Annotated in this window: 19 protein-coding genes; 14 read left to right on the top strand and 5 right to left on the bottom strand. The window is 68.0% G+C overall.

The features are described from left to right. Positions 1-719 precede the first annotated feature (719 nt). The 3 genes from dusA (at position 720) to ACFQ4E_RS11815 (ending at position 3,697) form a co-directional block, all read left to right on the top strand. Positions 720-1,745, top strand: coding sequence for a tRNA dihydrouridine(20/20a) synthase DusA (gene dusA, locus ACFQ4E_RS11825; protein ID WP_386803770.1), 1,026 nt, complete (start codon positions 720-722; stop codon positions 1,743-1,745). Further along, positions 1,742-2,536 carry a hypothetical protein gene (locus ACFQ4E_RS11820; RefSeq protein WP_386803769.1) on the top strand — a complete coding sequence of 265 codons (795 nt, stop codon included), beginning with the start codon at positions 1,742-1,744 and terminating at the stop codon, positions 2,534-2,536. The genes dusA and ACFQ4E_RS11820 overlap by 4 nt, the downstream gene beginning before the upstream one ends. A gap of 135 nt (positions 2,537-2,671) precedes the next feature. Next, positions 2,672-3,697, top strand: coding sequence for a calcium-binding protein (locus ACFQ4E_RS11815; RefSeq protein WP_386803767.1), 1,026 nt, complete (start codon positions 2,672-2,674; stop codon positions 3,695-3,697). 3 nt (positions 3,698-3,700) lie between these two features. Here the strand turns inward: ACFQ4E_RS11815 and ACFQ4E_RS11810 are convergent, their stop codons facing one another. From ACFQ4E_RS11810 to ccmI, 3 genes are read right to left on the bottom strand one after another with little or no spacing between them, the layout of a single operon-like run. Next, the gene (locus tag ACFQ4E_RS11810) at positions 3,701-3,934 is read right to left on the bottom strand and encodes a DUF1289 domain-containing protein (protein ID WP_386803766.1); all 234 of its coding nucleotides are present in this window, start codon (positions 3,932-3,934) and stop codon (positions 3,701-3,703) included. Next, positions 3,931-4,413 (bottom strand): Holliday junction resolvase RuvX, encoded by a 483-nt coding sequence (ruvX, locus tag ACFQ4E_RS11805; RefSeq protein ID WP_386803764.1) that lies wholly within the window; start codon positions 4,411-4,413, stop codon positions 3,931-3,933. Before ruvX ends, ACFQ4E_RS11810 begins: the two co-directional genes overlap by 4 nt. Then, complete coding sequence (gene ccmI / locus ACFQ4E_RS11800) at positions 4,410-5,642, bottom strand: c-type cytochrome biogenesis protein CcmI (RefSeq protein WP_386803762.1); 1,233 nt, start codon at positions 5,640-5,642, stop codon at positions 4,410-4,412. The genes ruvX and ccmI overlap by 4 nt, the downstream gene beginning before the upstream one ends. Positions 5,643-5,832: 190 nt before the next feature. On the opposite strand from ccmI, the gene ACFQ4E_RS11795 reads away from it, so the two are divergent. From ACFQ4E_RS11795 to rarD, 10 genes are all read left to right on the top strand, one after another. Next, the gene (locus ACFQ4E_RS11795) at positions 5,833-7,080 is read left to right on the top strand and encodes a sarcosine oxidase subunit beta family protein (RefSeq protein ID WP_386803760.1); all 1,248 of its coding nucleotides are present in this window, start codon (positions 5,833-5,835) and stop codon (positions 7,078-7,080) included. Positions 7,081-7,216: 136 nt separating this feature from the next. Continuing rightward, on the top strand, positions 7,217-7,615 hold the full coding sequence (locus ACFQ4E_RS11790; RefSeq protein WP_386803759.1) for a hypothetical protein: 399 nt from the start codon (positions 7,217-7,219) through the stop codon (positions 7,613-7,615). A gap of 111 nt (positions 7,616-7,726) precedes the next feature. Further along, a complete protein-coding gene (locus ACFQ4E_RS11785; RefSeq protein ID WP_386803757.1) occupies positions 7,727-8,050 on the top strand; it encodes a sarcosine oxidase subunit delta in 324 nt (107 codons plus the stop codon). Positions 8,051-8,150: 100 nt separating this feature from the next. Beyond that, on the top strand, positions 8,151-11,135 hold the full coding sequence (locus ACFQ4E_RS11780; RefSeq protein ID WP_386803756.1) for a sarcosine oxidase subunit alpha family protein: 2,985 nt from the start codon (positions 8,151-8,153) through the stop codon (positions 11,133-11,135). Continuing rightward, positions 11,128-11,691, top strand: a complete 564-nt coding sequence (locus ACFQ4E_RS11775) for a sarcosine oxidase subunit gamma (protein ID WP_386803754.1) — start codon at positions 11,128-11,130, stop codon at positions 11,689-11,691. The genes ACFQ4E_RS11780 and ACFQ4E_RS11775 overlap by 8 nt, the downstream gene beginning before the upstream one ends. A gap of 242 nt (positions 11,692-11,933) precedes the next feature. After that, positions 11,934-12,533 carry a superoxide dismutase gene (locus ACFQ4E_RS11770; RefSeq protein WP_386803752.1) on the top strand — a complete coding sequence of 200 codons (600 nt, stop codon included), beginning with the start codon at positions 11,934-11,936 and terminating at the stop codon, positions 12,531-12,533. Positions 12,534-12,824: 291 nt separating this feature from the next. Then, entirely contained in the window at positions 12,825-13,043 is a 219-nt protein-coding gene (locus ACFQ4E_RS11765) for a hypothetical protein (RefSeq protein WP_386803750.1), read from the top strand. Then, positions 13,043-13,495, top strand: a complete 453-nt coding sequence (locus ACFQ4E_RS11760; RefSeq protein WP_386803747.1) for a host attachment family protein — start codon at positions 13,043-13,045, stop codon at positions 13,493-13,495. The genes ACFQ4E_RS11765 and ACFQ4E_RS11760 overlap by 1 nt, the downstream gene beginning before the upstream one ends. Before the next feature lie 152 nt (positions 13,496-13,647). After that, positions 13,648-13,911: a hypothetical protein gene (locus ACFQ4E_RS11755; RefSeq protein WP_386803745.1), complete on the top strand. Its 264-nt coding sequence runs from the start codon at positions 13,648-13,650 to the stop codon at positions 13,909-13,911. A gap of 66 nt (positions 13,912-13,977) precedes the next feature. Next, positions 13,978-14,886 carry an EamA family transporter RarD gene (rarD, locus tag ACFQ4E_RS11750; protein WP_386803743.1) on the top strand — a complete coding sequence of 303 codons (909 nt, stop codon included), beginning with the start codon at positions 13,978-13,980 and terminating at the stop codon, positions 14,884-14,886. Here rarD and ACFQ4E_RS11745 read toward each other — a convergent pair. Continuing rightward, positions 14,835-15,374 carry an LOG family protein gene (locus ACFQ4E_RS11745; RefSeq protein WP_386803740.1) on the bottom strand — a complete coding sequence of 180 codons (540 nt, stop codon included), beginning with the start codon at positions 15,372-15,374 and terminating at the stop codon, positions 14,835-14,837. The two genes, rarD and ACFQ4E_RS11745, sit on opposite strands and share 52 nt — an antisense overlap. 133 nt (positions 15,375-15,507) lie before the next feature. On the opposite strand from ACFQ4E_RS11745, the gene ACFQ4E_RS11740 reads away from it, so the two are divergent. Next, complete coding sequence (locus ACFQ4E_RS11740) at positions 15,508-16,824, top strand: LysM peptidoglycan-binding domain-containing protein (protein WP_386803739.1); 1,317 nt, start codon at positions 15,508-15,510, stop codon at positions 16,822-16,824. Between the two features lie 150 nt (positions 16,825-16,974). Here ACFQ4E_RS11740 and metG read toward each other — a convergent pair whose 3' ends face one another. Then, positions 16,975-18,687, bottom strand: coding sequence for a methionine--tRNA ligase (gene metG, locus ACFQ4E_RS11735; RefSeq protein ID WP_386803737.1), 1,713 nt, complete (start codon positions 18,685-18,687; stop codon positions 16,975-16,977). Positions 18,688-18,875: the final 188 nt, after the last annotated feature.

Genomic DNA, 18,875 nt, shown 5'->3' with positions numbered 1-18,875 from the left:
GACCGGTCGAGGGGATGGCTGATATGAGTGCCCGCAGCGGCAAGCCACAGAGGCCGACCGAGGCCGAGATCAGGGCTCTCCACGCCAGGATAGGGGGGCCGGTCCTCTTTCTAAGACACGCCTGTCGGCATCGCCGCGAACCGGCCGGCGATGATGGAGGACATTGCCCGGATGTGCCCCAGATACCCGTGCTCCGGGGCGCAAATGAACTCGGCCTGACTGTGAATAGAAGGCACGGTCGTCCTTCGGGACCGCGTCGCGCGGCTGACGGGCAGGATGGGCCGGAGCAATTCCGCGCCTGACCGCCTCACGCCTGACGATACATGTTGGGCGGGCTTGAAAGTGTGGAAATCGGCATGAAGTTAACATCATTACTCGGTATCAGGCCTGCAAAACTGTCCGAACAGCCGCAACCACGTCCGCTCTTCGCGCCGTCTTTCTTCCAACTTTTCAGGATGGTGCCTACATGAACATCTTTACCGGGACATCAGGACCGATGAGGTGAAATCGACCCGGTGGGCGTAGGCCAGTCGAACTGGTAAAGAGTTCCAGACCATCCGCGAGAGCCGACGTAGACCACGCTTTAGCAACGACGAGCCGAGGCTCCGAAGGAGCCGGAGGGCGGTGCAACAATTCGGGATAGGGTGCAACATGTGTTGCACCATCGCCGAAAACGCGGGCAAAAGGCCCCGAAACGGGAAAAGATCGGTCAGGTGGCCATGAGCACAGCGCCAGGAAAACAAGGGGTTTCGACCATCGAGAGGGCCGCGCGGCTAAGCGTGGCACCCATGATGGATTGGACCGACCGGCACTGCCGTGTGTTCCACCGTCACCTGTCGCGCGAGACGCTGCTCTATACCGAGATGGTGACCGCGCCGGCGTTGGTGCGCGGGGGCGCCGCGCATCTTCTGGACTTCTCGCCCGAGGAGCAGCCGGTGGCGCTGCAACTGGGTGGCTCGGAGCCCGGAGAGCTGGCCCAGGCGGCGCGGATGGGGGAAGAGGCGGGGTATGTCGAGATCAATCTCAATGTCGGCTGCCCCTCGGACCGGGTCCAGTCGGGCACGTTCGGCGCGGTCCTGATGACCACGCCCGACCTCGTGGCCTCCTCTGTGCGCGCCATGCGCGATGCGGTCGCGGTGCCGGTCACCGTCAAATGCCGGATCGGCGTGGACGATCAGGACCCCGAGACCGTGCTTCCGGACTTCCTCTCCCGCATCCGGGACGCGGGCTGCGAGCGGGTCGCGATCCATGCGCGCAAGGCTTGGCTCCAAGGCCTCTCGCCCAAGGAGAACCGCGATATCCCGCCGCTCGACTACGACCTCGTTCTGCGGATGAAGGAGCGCTTTCCCGACCTCCATGTCTCGGTCAATGGCGGCATCGGGTCGCTCGATGAGGCCGAGTGGTTCCTGGCCCAAGGCCTCGACGGCGTGATGATCGGGCGCGCTGCCTATCACCAGCCCTGGGATATCCTGGCCGATGCGGACGCGCGCATCTTCGGCAGCGAGCGCGCGGCGCCCGAGCCGGACGCGGTCGCGCGGCAGATGATGCCCTATGTGGCCCGGCATGTGGCCGAGGGCGGGCGCGCCCATCAGGTGACGCGCCACATGCTGGGGCTCTTCGCCGGACGGCCCGGAGCGCGGCTCTGGCGGCGGGCGCTGTCCGAGGGTGCGTCCCGACCCGGCGTCGGAGCCGAGCTGATCGAGGAGGCGCTCGCGGCCATGGAACGGGTGGCGGCAGAGGCGTGAGCGCGCTGGCCGACACGTTGACGGTGCGCGGCTGGGCGCGTCTTACGCTTGGGGATGCCGCCGCGTGGACCGAGGTTGCTCTCGCTCGCGCGCGCGAGGTCATCGCGGACCCCGGGATGCGGGCGCGTTGGCTGACCTGCGAGGACACGTGGTTCGTGGGCGTCGATGCGCTTCCGAGTGCGCCGGACGGATCGGTGGACGGCGTGCCCTTGCCCGGCACGCTGCGCGCGGCGCTCGATCTGCCGCCGCTCCATCCCGCCCAGATCTCTGCCGTCTGGCCCGGCTATCCGCGCCCGCGTGACGGCGAGAGCGAGGCCGCCTTCGGGTACCGGTTGCGGCGCGACGGGGCGCATCTGGACGGCGTTCTGAAAGAGGGCGGCGCGCGACGTGTGCGCGAGCCGCATGCCTTTATCCTCGGCCTGCCGATGACCGCAGCCGATCCCGGCGCGAGCCCGCTCGTGGTCTGGGAGCGCAGCCACGACATCCTCCGCGACGCGCTGTCCGAGGCGCTTTCCGGGCATCCGCCCGAGCGCTGGTCGGAGGTCGACGTGACCGACGCCTACACCGCCGCGCGCCGCGCCGTGTTCGAGCGATGCGAGCGCGTTCCGCTGCCCGCCCGTCCGGGCGAGGCCATCCTGCTGCACCGGCTCCTCCTCCACGGGATCGCGCCCTGGGAGCCGGGGGCGCAGGCCGCGCCAGAGGGCCGAATCGTCGCCTATTTCAGGCCGCCCTGTCCGGGGGGCGTGCGCGCGTGGCTGGGGCAGGAGACCCTGCCAAGCCTCTCGAATTAAGGCGAAACTCGGGCGTCAGCCTGCGGAAATCGGGTGATTGTTGCTGCGACGTGAACAGTAAGGGGCTGTCCCTTGTGCCGTTGCCGAAGCCGGTGCAACGTCGTTAGGACAAGTTAAAGTTCAAGGTATTGTGTCATGGGTCTGCTGAGTATCCTCCTGCCGTTTCTGCTGTTGTCGCCGCTCTTTGCTCTCTGGGGTGATGATGACGACGACAGTGATACATCGCCCGACGATGGCGGGTCGGGAGCGCCCGAGGACGAGGTGATCCTCGACGACGGGAACAATTTCTACGTCACCGATGACGCGGGCGAGGCGATCAACGGCGCCGGGGGCAATGACGAGCTTCTGGGCGGCGCGGGCGATGACACGCTCTTCGGCTCTGCAGGCGACGACGCGCTCCTCGGCGGCAGCGGCGACGACTGGCTTGCGGGCGGTCTTGGCGAAGATTTCGTGAATGGCAACGAGGGCGATGACACGGTCGGCGGCGGGTCGAATGACGACGCCGTCTTGGGCGGGCCGGGCGACGATCTCGTCGATGGCGGGCCGGGCAACGATTACCTCAATGGCGAAGAGGGCAATACCGAGCCGACGGGAGGCAACGATACGCTTACGGGCGGCGATGGGGACGACACGCTCGATGGCGAGGGCGGCGATGACGTGCTGTCCGGCGACGCAGGGGATGACGTGCTCCTCGGTCGCGAGGGGGCCGATCAACTCGACGGTGGCCCGGGCCGGGACCTTCTCTTTGGTGAACTGGGCGGCGCGGACACCTTGCTCGGCGGCGGCGGCAATGATGTGCTCTTTGGCGGACAGGTCCAGGACGGCGGCGCGGGCAGTGATCTGCTCTTCATCGCGGGTGTGGCCGAGGCCTCGGGCGGCGCCGGTGCCGATTTCTTCGCCCTCGACACGAGCGACGCCGAGGAGGCCGATAACGGGGTGCCGCAGATCCTCGATTTCGTCGGCAGCGGACCCGAGGCCGACCTGATCAGCGTGGCTGTCCCGGGCGCGGATATCTTCGATGCCGAACTCTCGGTCGCCGAGGATGGCGAGGATGCGCTGGTGCAGCTCGAGCTGGGCGAGGGTCCCGTCACCGTTGCGATCGTGGTCGGCGGGGCTGGCACCGTGGACGAAACCCACGTGATCCTCGAAGAGATCGAGTAACCCCTAGCGGTCCTTCAGGCGCGCGGCGCGGCCTCCGCGCCGCTGCGTGAGCTGCGGCGCGCGGTCGGGCAGTTCGGCCATGACAGCGCGCCGGGCCTCGGGCGTCATCCGCGACCAGGCGGTGATCTCGTCGATGGTGCGCAGGCAGCCGACGCAAAGCCGCGCGGTCGGATGGATCTGGCAGATATTCACGCAGGGACTGTCGATCTCGTTGCGTCTCCAGACAGGCGCGCTCATGCCAAGCTCCTCGAGGCCAGATGGCGCAGCCGGTCGAGCGCGCCTTGCAGGATGTAGGAGGCGGCGACATGGTCGATCACCTCGGCGCGCCTGCGCCGCGAGGTGTCGGCCTCGAGAAGCGCGCGTTCGGCCGCCACGGTCGAGAGCCGCTCGTCCCAGAAGGTGATCGGCCCGTCCCAGAGCCGCGAGAAATTGCGCGCAAAGGCCCGGGTCGACTGGCAACGCGGCCCCTCGGTCCCGTCCATGTTGCGCGGCAACCCGAGCACCACGCCGCCGATCTCGCGCGCGGCGAGGATCGCGAGAAGCCGCTCGGCATCGAGCGTGAACTTCTTGCGCCGGATCGTCTCGAGCGGGGTCGCGACCGAGCGCAGCCGGTCGGAGACCGCGACACCGATGGTCTTGTCGCCGAGGTCGAGCCCCGCCAGCGCGGTCATGGGCGCCATCGCGGGCAGCGCCGCTTCGACGCTCTCGAAGATCATTGCCCGATCCCGGCGCCTTGCGCCGCCTCGCGCACGGTCGCGAGCGCATCGTCGTTGCCCGCGAAGACCTCTTGCGCATCGGCATAGACCGCGATGGCCTGCTGGGGATCGCCGATCACGACAAGCGCGCCGATGAGCCGCGCCCATTCCTCGGGGGTGCCGCCCTCGGTGGCGAGCCGGTCGGAGAGACGTGCGACCATGCCGCGGATCATCTCCTGCCGCGCTTCCGGCGTCATGTCCTGCGCCGCCTCGACATCGGCCGCGCCGGGGCCGGGCAGGGCGGGGGCACGCGGAATGGGCGGGGTGTAGTCGGTCACGCCTGCGCGCGCCGCCATGTCCTCGATCTGCCCGGCGATGGGCGGCACCCAGGGGTCCTCGGGGGCGCTCCGCCGCAGAAGCGCGTCCCACATCCGGAAGGCGCGGTCGGGCCGTCCGGTCTGCGCCATGGTCAGACCGGCATAGTAGCGCGCCACGCCGTTCTCGGGATCGCGCGCGAGCGTCCGCTCCAGCACGCCTTCCGCCTCGGGCGAGACATAGCCCCCGGCGGCGAGCACCATCATGTCGGCGAGATCGGCATAGTCCTTGCCGGTGGCCGCATCGCCCTTGAGCTCGACGATCCGCTCCTGCGCCTCGTAAGCCGCGACGAAGTTGCCCAAGGCCGCCTCGGAGCGGGCCAGGAGCGTGTAGCCCTGCAGATCGTCGGGCCGCTCGGCGACCGCGCCGCGAAGCTTCTGGACGAGATCAAGATATTCCTCGGAGGGTTGCTGCGCCGGTTGGGTGGCGGGCACCTGCTCTTCGGCCATCGCCTGGCTCGGACGGGTGCGGCGCGCGTCCTCGGCCAGCTCGATGCGGGTGGCAAGCGAGAGATCGCCGTAACCCGGTGCACCGAGCTGGGCGTAAAGACCGTAGCCGCCACCGAGGATCAGGCTGGCGACCAGAAGTGCTGCTGCCAGGGTCGGGCCACGCCCGGCGCGGGACGAGCTCTCGGTTCCGGCGGCGGCATCGGCGGCGAGAAGGCGGCGGGAGACCTCGGTCTTCAGCCGCTCGGCCTCTTCCGGTGCGATGGTGCCGCGGGCGAGATCGCGGTCGACCTCCTTGAGCTGGTCGCGATAGACGGCGATGTCGAACGCAGTCGCATCGACGCTCCGCCGCCCGTGCAGAAGCGCCAGAACCAGAAGCGCCGTGACGGCAAGGCCACCGGCGCCGGTAATGATCCAGAAGACCGTCAAACCTCACTCCCAGGAAATCTTCCCCGGCGGCTGTCCTATCGTGGCGAGGGCCTCGACAAAAGGGAAAATCCCCGTGAGCGCCCCCATGTCGCAACTGCGCGAATTTGTGACGGTTGTGGTCGTGGACGCCGGGGGAGCGGGGTGCAAAGAGAGCGCGATATCGTCCGTCCTCTAGGAATCGCGAGCGCCCATGAAACGCTACTCCGTCTTCGCCGTCGCCCGAGAAGCCGCCCGCTACCACGAAGGCTGGGAGCGGGCCTGGAGAAAGGCCACGCCGAAGAAGAAATACGACGTCATCATCGTCGGCGCCGGCGGGCACGGGCTGGCCACGGCCTACTACCTGGGCAAGCGCCACGGCATCAAGAACGTGGCGGTGCTCGACAAGGGCTGGCTCGGCGGCGGCAATACCGGCCGCAACACCACGATCATCCGCTCGAACTACCTGCAGGACCCCTCGGCCGCGATCTACGAGAAGGCCCGCTCGCTTTACGAGACGATGAGCCAGGACCTGAACTACAACGTCATGTTCAGCCCGCGCGGCGTGATGATGCTGGCCCAGACCGAGCACGAGGTGCGCGGCTACATGCGGACCGCGCATGCCAACGCGCTGCAGGGCGTCGAGACGCGCTTCATCTCTCCTGAGGAGGTCAAGAAGCTCGTCCCGATCATCGAGCTCAAGGGACCGCGCTACCCGGTTCTCGGCGCGCTCTGGCAGGAGCGGGCGGGCACCGCGCGCCACGACGCGGTGGCCTGGGGCTACGCGCGCGCCTGCTCGGACATGGGCATGGACATCATCCAGAACTGCGCCGTGACCGGGGTGCGCTCCGAGAACGGCCAGGTCACCGGCGTCGAGACCACGCAAGGTTCGATCCACTGCGACAAGCTCGGCATCGTCGTCGCAGGCCATTCGGGCGTCCTGGCCGAGATGGCGGGCTTCCGCCTGCCGATCGAGAGCGTGGCGCTGCAGGCGCTCGTCTCCGAGCCGATCAAGCCCTGCATGGACGTGGTCGTCATGGCCAACACCGTGCATGGCTACATGAGCCAGTCCGACAAGGGCGAGATGGTGATCGGCGGCGGCGCCGACGGCTACAACAACTACACCCAGCGCGGCTCCTTCCAGCATATCGAGGAAACCGTGCGCTCGCTGATCGAGACCTTCCCGATGATCTCGCGGCTCAAGATGCTGCGGCAATGGGGCGGGATCGTCGACATGACCGGCGACCGCTCGCCGATCATCTCGAAAACGCCGCTCGGAAACTGCTTTATCAACTGCGGCTGGGGCACCGGCGGCTTCAAGGCGATCCCGGGCTCCGGCTGGGCCACCGCCGAGATGATCGCCAAGGGCGAGCCCGGCCCGCTGGCCCGCGCTTTCGGCCTCGAGCGCTTCCGCGAAGGCCGCTTCATCGACGAGAGCGTCGCGGCGGGGGTCGCGCACTGATGGCACAGCGTCCGCTCCCGGCTGCGCCCGAAATCCGCCATGAGCGGAATTCCGCGCGTGATGTGAATCTTTTCTGGAACCCGGACGCGATCGACCGTGTTCAGCCCGCAACTGACTGTTTTTCAGGAGCGAGCCTATGGCCGACCAACACGAGCGTCGCGACGCAACCCACAACACCACCACGACCACAACGACCACTTCGGGCGGTGGCTCCGGCATGGCGTTCATCCTCGGCATCGTCGTCGTCATCGTCGCCATCATTGCCTGGGTCATGTTCGCGGGCGGTGACGGGTCGACCGACAGCGCCGGTGGGTCGAGCGGCGGCTCCGATGTCAGTATCTCCGTCGAAGGCGGCGATGCGGACAGCTCCGCAGCGGCCACCGATGATGGCGCAGCCGCAGAGTCGAGCGCCGATGCCGGCTCCGACACCTCGTCGGGCGACAGCGCATCCGGTGACGGCGCCTCTGCTGAAGCGGGCGCAGCCGCGACCGATAGCGGCGCTGCAGCCGACGCTGAAGCCAGCAGCGGCAACTAGGCCTCTCTACACCTTCCGCGTGGCCCGTCCGGGCCGCGCGTCAGCCCATGCCATCCCGGTCGCTCTCGCGGCCGGGATTTTTGCGTCCTTTGCGTCCGAGGGAAGCCGCCCATGCTGATCCTGACTTGCCCCTATTGCGGCGTCGCTGCCGACGAGACCGAGCTGCATCCCGGCGGCGAGGCTCATCTCACGCGCGAAGGCCCCGAGAGCGGCGAAGAGGCGTTTCACGACTACCTCTTCCTGCGCCAGAACCCCAAGGGCGTGCATTTCGAGCGCTGGCGCCATTCGCATGGCTGCGGCAAGTGGTTCCATGCCGCGCGCTGCACCGTCTCGCTCGAGGTGTTCGGCACCTATCCCGCGCAGGTCTCCGAGCCGCCCGAGGATATCCTGTCGACCATCGACGCCCGGCGTCCAGGCTGGCGCGACACCGCCTGATGCCCGCGATCATGCCTCTCACCCCTGCCACTAACCCCCTCGGAGGGGCAGTCCGACCGACCGTCGCGCCGCTCTCTCCCTCCAGACCGGAGGTCCGGACATGAGCACCCGTCTCGCCACCGGCGGCCGCCTGATCGACCGCTCCGAGCAGACCCGCTTCACCTTCAACGGCCGCCACATGCGGGGCCTGAAGGGCGACACGCTGGCCTCGGCGCTTCTGGCCAATGACCAGATGCTGATGGGCCGCAGCTTCAAGTATCACCGCCCGCGCGGCGTCGTGGCCTCGGGAGCGGAGGAACCCAACGCGCTTCTGAGCATCGGCAAGGGCGACACGTTCGAGCCGAACCAGCGGGCGACCACGCAGGAGCTCTTCGACGGGCTCGCCGCCGAGAGCCAAAACCACTGGCCCTCGCTCGAGACCGATATCGGAGCGGTGAACACCGCGCTCGCGCGCTTCCTGCCCGCGGGCTTCTACTACAAGATGTTCATCCACCCGCGCCCCTTCTGGAAGCATGTCTACGAGCCGATCATCCGCAAATCGGCCGGTCTCGGGAAGGCGCCCGGCTCCGAGGCGCGCGATCCCGACCGCTACGAGCATTTCCATCACCACACCGATACCGTGATCGTCGGCGGCGGCGTCGCCGGTCTCCTCGCGGCCAAGCTTGCCGGAGAGCGCGGCGAGCGCGTCTTGCTGATCGAGCAGACCGGCCATTGGGGCGGTCGCGCGGTGGTCGATGGCGGCGAGATCGACGGCCTTCCGACCGAGGACTGGGTCTCCCGCACCGTCGCGGAACTCGAGGCGATGGAGACCGTGACGCTGCGCCTGCGCACCATGGCCTCGGGCGTCTACGACCACGGCTCGCTCCTGGCCTATGAGCGTCTGACCGATCACCTCTCCGACAAGACCGGTCCGCGCCACCGCCTCTGGCGGATCCGCACCGAGCGCATCGTCACCGCGACCGGCGCCATCGAGCGTCCGCTCTCCTTTGCCGGGAACGACCTGCCGGGCGTGATGCTGGCCTCGGCGGTGCGCGACTACGTCGTGAACTTCGCCGTCTCGCCGGGCGACCGCACCGTGGTCGTCACCAACAATGACGACGCCTATCGCACCGCGCTGATCCTGAAGCGCGCAGGCCTCGACGTGCCCGCGGTGATCGACGCCCGCCCCGAAGGCGGCGGCGCGCTGATGGCCGAGGCCGAGGCCGCAGGCATCCGCGTCATCAAGGGCCGCGGCATCGCCAAGGTCTCGGGCGGCAAGCGCGTCAAGAAGGTCGGCATCTGCGCGATGGCGGGCGAGGGCGGCGTTCTCGACGAGATCGCCTGCGACGCGGTCGCCATGTCCGGCGGCTGGTCTCCGGTCGTGCATCTCTGGTCCCATTGCGGCGGAAAGCTCAGCTGGGACGATGCGCAGGCGATGTTCCGCCCCGATCCCGAGCGCGCGCCGACCTCGCATGACGGCGAGCCCTTCGTCACCGCGCTGGGCAGCGCCAACGGCTATCTGGGCCTCGACGCCGTTCTCAACGACGCCGCGCAAGCGATGGGCGGCAACGCCCCCGCCGCCAGTGCAACCGAGGAAGCGCCGCTCGCGCCGGTCTGGCTGATGCCGCAGGGCGCCAAGCGCGCGCTCCGTTCCAAGGCCTGGCTCGACTACCAGAACGACGTCAAGGTCTCGGACGTGCAGCTCGCCGCGCAGGAAGGCTTCGAGTCGGTCGAGCACGCCAAGCGCTACACCACGCTCGGCATGGCGACCGATCAGGGCAAGCTCAGCAATATCAACGGTCTGGCGATCCTTGCTGGCGCGTTGAATGAAGCGATCCCGCAGGTCGGCACCACCACTTTCCGTCCGCCCTACACGCCGATCTCGATGGGCGCGATCGGCGGCGAGGCGCGCGGCGCGCTCTTCCAGCCGGTCCGGCGCACGCCGCTCCATGACTGGCACGAGGCCCATAATGCCGAGTGGGAACCGGTGGGCCACTGGCGGCGTCCCTATTGCTTCCCGCGCGCGGGCGAGACCAAAGAGCAGGCGGTCGCCCGCGAGATCACCGCGACCCGCAAGAACCTCGGGTTACTCGACGCCTCGACGCTGGGCAAGATCGTGGTCAAGGGTCCCGATGCCGGGCGTTTCCTCGACATGCTCTACACCAACCTGATGTCGAGCCTGAAACCGGGCTTTTGCCGCTACGGGCTGATGTGCTCGGAGAACGGCTTCCTGATGGATGACGGCGTGGTGGCGCGGATCGACGAGGACACCTTCCTCTGCCACACCACCACCGGCGGCGCGGATCGCATCCATGCCCATATGGAGGAGTGGCTCCAGACCGAGTGGTGGGACTGGCAGGTCTACACCGCCAACCTGACCGAGCAATACGCCCAGATCGCCGTGGTCGGTCCCAAATCCCGCGCGGTGCTCGAAAAGCTCGGCTCGGACATGGAGCTCTCGAAAGAGGCGCTGCCCTTCATGCAGTGGCGCGAGGGCACGCTCGCGGGCATTCCCGCGCGCATTTTCCGCATCTCCTTCTCGGGCGAGCTCTCCTACGAGGTCGCCGTGCCTGCGAACCGCGGGATGGAGCTTTGGGAGAAGCTGCACGCCGAAGGCTCCGAGTTCGGTGCCACCGCCTACGGCACCGAGGCCCTGCACGTCATGCGGGCCGAGAAGGGCTTCATCATGATCGGCGACGAGACCGACGGCACCGTGATCCCGCAGGATCTGGGTCTCGGCTGGGCGATCTCGAAGAAGAAAGAGGACTATATCGGCAAGCGCGCGCAGGCGCGGACCCACATGACCGATCCCGCGCGCTGGCAGCTTGTCGGGCTGAAATCCGAGGACGGCTCGGTCCTGCCCGAGGGCGCCTATATCCTGGCCGACGGGCGCAACGACAACCGCCAGTGCAACACGCAAGGCCGGATCACCTCGACCTACCACTCGCCGACGCTCGGCCACGGCATCGCCATGGGGCTCCTCCTGAATGGGCCGGACCGCATGGACGAGATCGTCGAGGTCAGCAATCTCGACGGCGCGCCGGTCAAGGCGCGCGTCGTGAGCCCCGTGTTCTACGATTCCGAGGGGGAAAAGCAGAATGTCTGACGTCCTGACCGCCCTGAACGGCCGCTCCGCCAGCGGCGCGATCACCGTCGCCGATGCCGGGCCGACCGGCATGATCACCATCCGCGGCGCGCTCGACGAGATCGGCATGGCCGTCTCGGACGCGCTGGGCCTCGGCGTGCCCGACACGCTTGGGGTCAGCGAGGGCGAGGGCCTCAGCCTTCTCTGGATGTCGCCGGACGAGCTTCTGGTGATCTGCGGATACGACGCCGCGCCCGACCTGGCCGGACGCCTGACCGAGGCGCTGTCGGACGCCCATTCGCTGGTCGCCGTCGTGTCGGACGCCCGCAGCCTGATCGCTCTTGAGGGCCCCGAGGCGGCGCTCCGCGAGACCCTCGCCAAGCTCACGCCCGCCGACATGTCCCCGGGTGCCTTCGGCCCCGGCATCGTCCGCCGCACGCGGCTCGCGCAGGTCGCGGGCGCGGTGTGGCTGGTCGAGGGCGGCGCGCGGGTGATCTGCTTCCGCTCGGTCTCGGATTACGTGTTCGGCCTTCTGGAGGTCTCGGCACGGGACGACGCGCGGGTCGGCGTCTTCTGATCCGGCAGCGCGGGAACCACCAAGAATATCGAGGGCGTCGGGACCGGTTCCGGCGCCCTTTTTCGTGCCTCACCGACCAAAGGGCGATTTGCCCGGCCTGATCCGCACTTCCTCGGAACAAGGGCGGGTGCCTTGCGTTTATTGAACAAGCCTGCCCGGAACGGAGGTCTGCGCCCTTGACGGGTGTGCTCCTCCGCGACAGGTAGCAATATGTCATAGATTAATCCGAAGGGACCCCGACCATGGCTTTCGAACTTCCCGATCTTCCCTATGCCCACGACGCGCTTGCCTCCAAGGGCATGTCGCAGGAGACCCTCGAGTTCCACCACGACATCCACCACAAGGCCTATGTCGACAATGGCAACAAGGCCATTTCCGGCACCGAGTGGGAAGGAAAGTCGGTCGAGGAGATCATCAAGGGCACCTACGATCCGAACGCGGTCGCCCAGTCCGGCATCTTCAACAACGCCTCGCAGTACTGGAACCACAACCAGTTCTGGGAGATGATGGGCCCCGACAGCTACAAGATGCCCGGCGAGCTTGAGAGCGCGCTGACCGAAAGCTTCGGCTCGGTCGACAAGTTCAAGGAAGAGTTCGCCGCTGCCGGCGGTGGCCAGTTCGGCTCCGGCTGGGCATGGCTCGTCAAGGACACCGATGGCGGCCTCAAGGTCACCAAGACCGAGAACGGCGTGAACCCGCTCTGCTTCGGCCAGACTGCGCTTCTGGGCTGCGACGTGTGGGAGCACTCCTACTACATCGACTTCCGCAACAAGCGTCCGGCCTACCTGACGAACTTCCTCGACAACCTCGTCAACTGGGAGAACGTCGCCAGCCGGATGTAATCGGCGCGATCCGTTCCAATTTGAGCCGCCCCGTGGGTCCGTCCCGCGGGGCGGTTTGCATTTCAAGGGGCTGTAATGGCGGGGAAATTACGGGTCCTTGTCCTCGCGCAAGGACGCATTCGGGCGTGCGGGCTACGCTCCCGCTCCAAACTGCCGCCAGATCCGGGCCACAGCCTCTCGCTGACCCTGCGATTTCCGAAGCCCGTCGGAAAAGGACCGTCTTTCCAAGGAACAGCGCCCGTCACCGCGCGTTTTCCTTCAGATACCCATAACACATTTCAGGAGGGCCCCATGGCCGAGCGACACAGATCCAAAGACGGCGTCAGCGAGACCGAAGAGCTTCTGGACGGCGCGCCCGACGCGCCCGAAGAGCAGGGCCGCTCCGGCGGTCGGATCGCCACCAAGACCGGCACCCGCGACGAGAAGAAACAGCTCGACGAGACCTCCTCGGGCGCGACCCGCCCCCTTGCCCAGGATCAGGACAAAAGCGGCAACAAGGAGAGCGTGTGATGTCGGTTCTGACCAAGGACACCTGGGTGCTCGTGACCGACAGCGAAAAGGCGCTCTTCCTGCGCAACGATGTCGATGCCGAGAACCCCGACCTGAACGTGCTCCGCATTGAGGAGCAGGACAACCCGCCGAACCGCGAGCAGGCCGCCAACCGGCGTGGCCGCATGAACGACGGCGCGCCGGGCCAGCGCTCGGCGCTCGACGACACCGACTGGCACGAGCTTGCCAAGGAGCGCTTCGCCGAGGATCTCGCCGACATCCTCTACACCCAGGCGCATAAGGGCGCGTTCGAGCGCATCGTGATCGTCGCGGGACCGAGCGTTCTCGGAAACCTGCGCGACGCCCTGCACAAGGAAGTGAGCGACAAGGTGGTCGCCGAAATCGACAAGAACCTTGCAGGCCACCCGATCGACGAGATCGAGAAGGCCCTGAAGGACGCGCTGGCAAACTGAGCCTCTCACCTCACCGGGCACCCAAACTTGCCCGGTGAGGCCGCGCATGGCACTCTGAGGCAGACCTACCGACAGGAGGCTGCCATGATCGCCGTCATGTTGCCGCGCCGTGCCCATGACGCGGCCCGCGCCCCCTCAGACGGTCCCCGGACATGACGTCGCGCCGCATCTGCCAGGCCGTCATCGCGATCTATGTCCTCGTGTGGCTCGCGGCCCTTTCGCTCTTCGCGATCGGGACATTCGGGCTGTTCGGTCAGACCGCCGACCCTCTGGCAGGGATTTTCCTGATTCCGGTCGGGCTCCCCTGGACCCTGATGCTCGAGTTTGTCGGACCGCTCGCGCCGGTCCTGGGACTGCTTGCACCGGTGCTGAACCTGATCCTCTTCATCGCCTTCTGCCGCCTCTGGCGGCGCTGAGACGCGCCGCGCTTTCCCTCGTGCGATCAAGCGGGTAGGGCAGGAGCGGACAAGAGGAATCGCGCCATGACACAGACCGGATCGGGCATCGCGGCGGTGATCGCCGCCTGTGTGATCTGGGGCCTGTCACCGCTCTACTACCGGGCGCTCGACGCGGTGCCGCCGCTTGAGATCCTCGCCCACCGGACCTTCTGGTCGCTGGTCTTCTTCGCCACGCTTCTGGGCGTTCAGGGACGGCTTGGACGGCTGCGCGCGGCGCTCTCGGACCGGCGCTCGGCGCTAATCATCCTCGCCGCGGCGCTGATCATCTCGATCAACTGGTTCCTCTTCATCTGGGCGATCCACAACGCCCGCGCAACCGAGGCGAGCCTCGGCTATTACATCTTCCCGCTGGTCGCGGTGGCTCTGGGCCGTATCGCCTTCGGAGAGCGGCTCGACCGCCTCCAGATCGCCGCCGTCGCGCTTGCGGTGGTCGCGGTCAGCGTCCTCGCCGTCCGGCAAGGCGCGCTGCCCTGGGTGTCGCTGGTCCTGGCCACGTCCTTCGGCATCTACGGTCTCCTGAAGAAGCGGCTCTCCGTCGGCGCTGTGACTTCGGTGACCGGCGAAGTGCTCCTGATCCTGCCGATCTCGGCGGGCTACCTTCTGTGGCTGGGCCTCACGGGGCAGGGCGCGTTCGGCGCGGATCTGGGTCTCGCGCTCCTCCTCATCGGATCGGGACCGGTCACGGCCCTGCCGCTCATCCTCTTTTCCCACGCCTCGCAGCGGGTTGCCTACGGGACCATCGGCCTTCTGCAATACGTCAACCCGACCCTGCAGTTCCTGATCGCCACGGTGATCTTCCGAGAGCCGTTCGGCACCGCGCAGGCCCTGGCCTTCGGGCTGATCTGGGCGGCGCTGGCGCTCTACTCCGCCGCGCTCCTGCGTCAGGAAAGGGCGTCGAAAGCCGCCTCGATATCGGTGCAGAACGTCACCTGACCCAAGAGGCTCTCGCCCGCGAAGCCCTGCGCCACGACGTGATCCACGAGCGCCCGCAGCGGGGCCCAGAACCCCGCGATATCGAGCACGAGGATCGGCTTGTCGTGCAGGCCGAGCTGCCGCCAGGTCAGCACCTCGAAGAACTCGTCGAGCGTGCCCGCCCCGCCCGGCAGCACCATCACCGCATCGGCGTTCATGACCATGACCTTCTTGCGCTCATGCATGGTCTCGGTGACGACGAAGCGCGTCAGGTCGGTCTTGCCGACCTCGAGCTGCAGGAGATGGGTGGGGATCACCCCGAAGGTCTCGCCGCCCGCGTCCTGCGCGGCGCGCGCTACCCGGCCCATCAGGCCGACATCGCCCGCGCCGTAGACAAGCCGCCAGTCCCGCTCGGCCAAGCCGCGCCCCAGGGCATCGGCGGCCTCGGCATAGGCCGGGTCGCTCCCGTCGCGGGAGCCGCAATAGACGCAGACGGATAGGTTTGCCATGAGGAGTTCCCGCGAAATCAGTATGTTTTGACCGGACATAACGCCATTGCTATCCTCCCTCAACCGACGAGGGCGCACCTGCCGCAAAGGGGAGGCAGGCGGCCCGGTGCCTTGGGGACCACGGGGGAAGGCGATGGGCATCTACCTGCGCAAGGGGACGCGCGCGACGCTTCTGGGCGGCGCCCTGGCGCTGGCGCTGGTGATCGGCGGTGCCGTGGGCTGGCAGATCTTCGACGAGTTGAGCGGAGAGCGGGGGGATGAGCGCGCGGACGCGCCCGATCCGTCCCGCGCGACCGAGGAGGTCGCCGTGTCCAAACCTCCGCCGAGCGACACGGGCGCCGTCGAGACAAGCGTGGATACCAGCGCCGAGAGGGCGGTCGCGGTCGAAGAGCCGGTTGCCACCGACCCAGCCGACACCTCCCCAGCCGAGACAGCCTCGACGGAGCCCGCCACCACCGCCGATCCCGCGCCCGAGGACATGCAGGTCGCGGAGAACGCGCCCGAGACCGCGCCGGACCCGTCCGCCGCGCTCGGCGTCGATCTCGTGCGCCGCGAACGCGACGGACAGACGCTCATGGCGGGCCGCGCGCCCGCGGGCTCGGTGGTCTCGGTGCTTCTCGACGGCGCGGAACTGGCGCAGGCCGAGGTCGGGGGCGACGGGCGCTTCGTGGCCTTCCTCGATCTCCCCGATGCGCCCGAGCCGCGCATCCTGAGCCTCGCGACCGGGGCCGGACCAGAGCGCCTGATGTCGCGCGACGAGGTGATCCTCGCGCCCGCGCAACCCCCAGGCGCCTTGCCCGAGACCGAAGGAGCGGCCCCCCCGCCCACGGTCGCAGCAGACGTCACGACCGCCGACACCGCTCCGGCCGCTCCCGAAGCGCCCGCGGCCGAGCCCGCCGCCAGCCCGCCGCCCGAGCCGTCCTCGGCGGTGCTTCTGGCCTCGCCCGAGGGGATCGAGCTCTTGCAGCCCGCAGCCCCTGAGACCGCGCCGGTGCCGCTCGCGCTCGACACGATCAGCTATGCGGCGGATGGGGGCGTGTCGCTCTCTGGGCGGGCGCAGGGCGAGGAGGGCGAGATCCGCATCTATCTCGACAACGACCCGGTCAGCCGCACGCCGGTCGCCGCGGGCCGCTGGCGCGTTCGCCTGCCCGACGATGTCGGCTCGGGCACCTACACGCTCCGCGTCGACCGGATCGACGCCGACGGTCGCGTCGCGCAGCGGATCGAAAGCCCGTTCCTGCGCGAGACCCGCGAGGCGCTCGAAGCCCGCGGCCCCGGCGAGGCGCGTGTCGCTGCGGTTACCGTCCAGCCCGGCAACACGCTCTGGGCCATCGCGCGCGAGCAATATGGCGAGGGCGTGCTCTATGTCCGGGTGTTCGAGGCCAACAAGGGCGCGATCCGCAATCCCGACCTGATCTATCCGGGCCAGATCTTCACCATTCCCGACTGAGCCGCGCCGGTCCCGCACATCCGGTCATGGCGCAAATTCAGGTGCCGCCCGATGCATCGGCGGCCGTTCACACACAGCGATGGTGTGGCGCAGGGCCAGATGCCGAGGCGCGTTCGGTCCTTCAGGCCAGCGCTCCGCGCCCGGGTCGCCTCAATCCCGCTTGCCCGAGAACCTGGCCTGCCACTCTTCCCGCTCGGCATCGGCGATCTTGCGGAAGGTCACCTCCGGCACGGTGAAGGCATGGCCGGGCGCCAGCGCCTGAAGCGCGGTCTCGACGCTCTCGGGCCAGGCGGCATCGGTGGCGGCGAGGGCCTCGAGAAGCTGCGCCGAGGCGTCGGGGATGAAGGGCTCGGAGAGCACCGCGTAGAGCCGGATCAGGTTCAGGCCCAGCCGGATCTGCATGGCCGCGGTCTCGGGGTCCTCCTTGAAGGTCGCCCAGGGCGCGGCCTCTTGCAGGTACTCGTTGCCCGCGACCCAGATCGCCCGCAGCGTGGCCGCCGATTTGCGCACCTCCATTGCGTCCATCTGCGCCTCGTAGGCCTGAAGCTTCTCGCCCAATTCCGCCACGAGCGCCTCTTCGCGCGGCCCCCAGGACCCGCCCTCAGGCACGGTCTCGCCGAATTTCGAGCGGCAGAACTTGGTCACGCGGCTCGCGAAATTGCCGAGAACATCGGCCAGGTCCTTGTTCACCGAGGCCTGGAAGTTTTCCCAGGTGAACTCGGCATCCGAGCTTTCCGGCGCGTGGCTCAGGAGCCACCAGCGCCAGTAATCCGCGGGCAGGATCTCGAGCGCCTGGTCCATGAAGACGCCGCGCCCGCGCGAGGTCGAGAACTGCCCGCCTTCGTAGTTCAGGTAGTTGAACGACTTGATGTAATCGACGAGCTTCCACGGCTCGCCCGAGCCCAGGATCGTGGCCGGGAAGGAGAGCGTGTGGAAGGGCACGTTGTCCTTGCCCATGAATTGCGTGTAGCGCACGTCCCCGGCGCCCTTGTCGGTGCGCCACCAGCGCTCCCAATCGGTGCCCTTGCCCGCGCCGACCCATTCCTGCGAGGCGGCGATGTATTCGATGGGCGCGTCGAACCAGACGTAGAAGACCTTGCCCTCCATGCCCGGCCAGTCCGCATCGCCCTTCCTGACCGGGATGCCCCAGTCGAGATCGCGGGTGATGCCGCGATCCTGCAGGCCGTCGCCGTCATTGAGCCATTTCTTGGCGATCGAGGTGGTCAGCACCGGCCAGTCGGTCTTCGAGTCGATCCAGGCCTCGAGCTCGTCCTTCATCTCCGATTGGCGCAGGTAGAGATGCTTGGTCTCGCGCATCTCCAGATCGGTCGCACCCGAGATCACCGAGCGCGGGTCGATCAGGTCGACCGGGTCGAGCTGCTTGGTGCAGTTATCGCACTGGTCGCCGCGCGCATCCTCGAAGCCGCAGTTCGGGCAGGTGCCCTCGATATAGCGGTCGGGCAGGTAGCGCCCGTCGGTGGGCGAATACATCTGCGTCTCGCTGACCTCGCGGATCAGCCCGCGCTCGGCCAGGACACCGGCGAAATGCTGGGTGAGGCGGTGGTTCTCGGGGCTGGAGGAGCGTCCGAAATGATCGAAGCTCAGGCGGAAGCCCTGGGCGATTTCGGCCTGCACGCCGTGCATCTCGGCGCAGTACTCCGCGACCGGCTTTCCGGCCTTGGCCGCCGCCAGCTCGGCGGGCGTGCCGTGCTCGTCGGTGGCGCAGAGAAACAGGACCTCGTGGCCCCGCGCGCGCTGGTAGCGGGCAAAGAGGTCGGCGGGCAGCTGGCTGCCCACGAGATTGCCGAGATGCTTGATCCCGTTGATATAGGGGATCGCCGAGGTGATGAGATGCCGTGCCATGTCCGTCCCGCGCCTGTCTGGGTCGTTTGGCGTCCCTCTTAGGACAAGCGCGCGCGACTGAACAGACCCGGGAGTTTTCGCTCGCCAAAGGTGTTCTGCGCGCGCATGTCTCCGGTGACCCGGTGACCCGGTGACCCGGTGACCCGGTGACCCGGTGACCCGGTGACCCGGTGACCCGGTGACCCGGT

Source organism: Litorisediminicola beolgyonensis (assembly GCF_042679605.1).
In the GTDB taxonomy this organism is placed as follows: Bacteria; Pseudomonadota; Alphaproteobacteria; order Rhodobacterales; family Rhodobacteraceae; genus Litorisediminicola; species Litorisediminicola beolgyonensis.
The sequence above is the reverse complement of the archived record's forward strand: the minus strand, read 5'-3'. Positions and strand labels throughout refer to the sequence as shown.

Excerpts from the sequence above, each read along its gene's own strand:
- dusA (WP_386803770.1), top strand. The coding sequence starts at position 720 with ATGAGCACAGCGCCAGGAAAACAAGGGGTTTCGACCATCGAGAGGGCC.
- ACFQ4E_RS11765 (WP_386803750.1), top strand. The coding sequence starts at position 12,825 with ATGGCCGAGCGACACAGATCCAAAGACGGCGTCAGCGAGACCGAAGAG.
- ruvX (WP_386803764.1), bottom strand. The coding sequence starts at position 4,413 with ATGATCTTCGAGAGCGTCGAAGCGGCGCTGCCCGCGATGGCGCCCATG.
- ACFQ4E_RS11770 (WP_386803752.1), top strand. The coding sequence starts at position 11,934 with ATGGCTTTCGAACTTCCCGATCTTCCCTATGCCCACGACGCGCTTGCC.
- ACFQ4E_RS11740 (WP_386803739.1), top strand. The coding sequence starts at position 15,508 with ATGGGCATCTACCTGCGCAAGGGGACGCGCGCGACGCTTCTGGGCGGC.
- ACFQ4E_RS11755 (WP_386803745.1), top strand. The coding sequence starts at position 13,648 with ATGACGTCGCGCCGCATCTGCCAGGCCGTCATCGCGATCTATGTCCTC.
- ACFQ4E_RS11780 (WP_386803756.1), top strand. The coding sequence starts at position 8,151 with ATGAGCACCCGTCTCGCCACCGGCGGCCGCCTGATCGACCGCTCCGAG.
- ACFQ4E_RS11775 (WP_386803754.1), top strand. The coding sequence starts at position 11,128 with ATGTCTGACGTCCTGACCGCCCTGAACGGCCGCTCCGCCAGCGGCGCG.
- ACFQ4E_RS11790 (WP_386803759.1), top strand. The coding sequence starts at position 7,217 with ATGGCCGACCAACACGAGCGTCGCGACGCAACCCACAACACCACCACG.
- ACFQ4E_RS11785 (WP_386803757.1), top strand. The coding sequence starts at position 7,727 with ATGCTGATCCTGACTTGCCCCTATTGCGGCGTCGCTGCCGACGAGACC.
- ACFQ4E_RS11810 (WP_386803766.1), bottom strand. The coding sequence starts at position 3,934 with ATGAGCGCGCCTGTCTGGAGACGCAACGAGATCGACAGTCCCTGCGTG.
- ACFQ4E_RS11760 (WP_386803747.1), top strand. The coding sequence starts at position 13,043 with ATGTCGGTTCTGACCAAGGACACCTGGGTGCTCGTGACCGACAGCGAA.
- ACFQ4E_RS11745 (WP_386803740.1), bottom strand. The coding sequence starts at position 15,374 with ATGGCAAACCTATCCGTCTGCGTCTATTGCGGCTCCCGCGACGGGAGC.
- metG (WP_386803737.1), bottom strand. The coding sequence starts at position 18,687 with ATGGCACGGCATCTCATCACCTCGGCGATCCCCTATATCAACGGGATC.
- rarD (WP_386803743.1), top strand. The coding sequence starts at position 13,978 with ATGACACAGACCGGATCGGGCATCGCGGCGGTGATCGCCGCCTGTGTG.
- ACFQ4E_RS11795 (WP_386803760.1), top strand. The coding sequence starts at position 5,833 with ATGAAACGCTACTCCGTCTTCGCCGTCGCCCGAGAAGCCGCCCGCTAC.
- ACFQ4E_RS11815 (WP_386803767.1), top strand. The coding sequence starts at position 2,672 with ATGGGTCTGCTGAGTATCCTCCTGCCGTTTCTGCTGTTGTCGCCGCTC.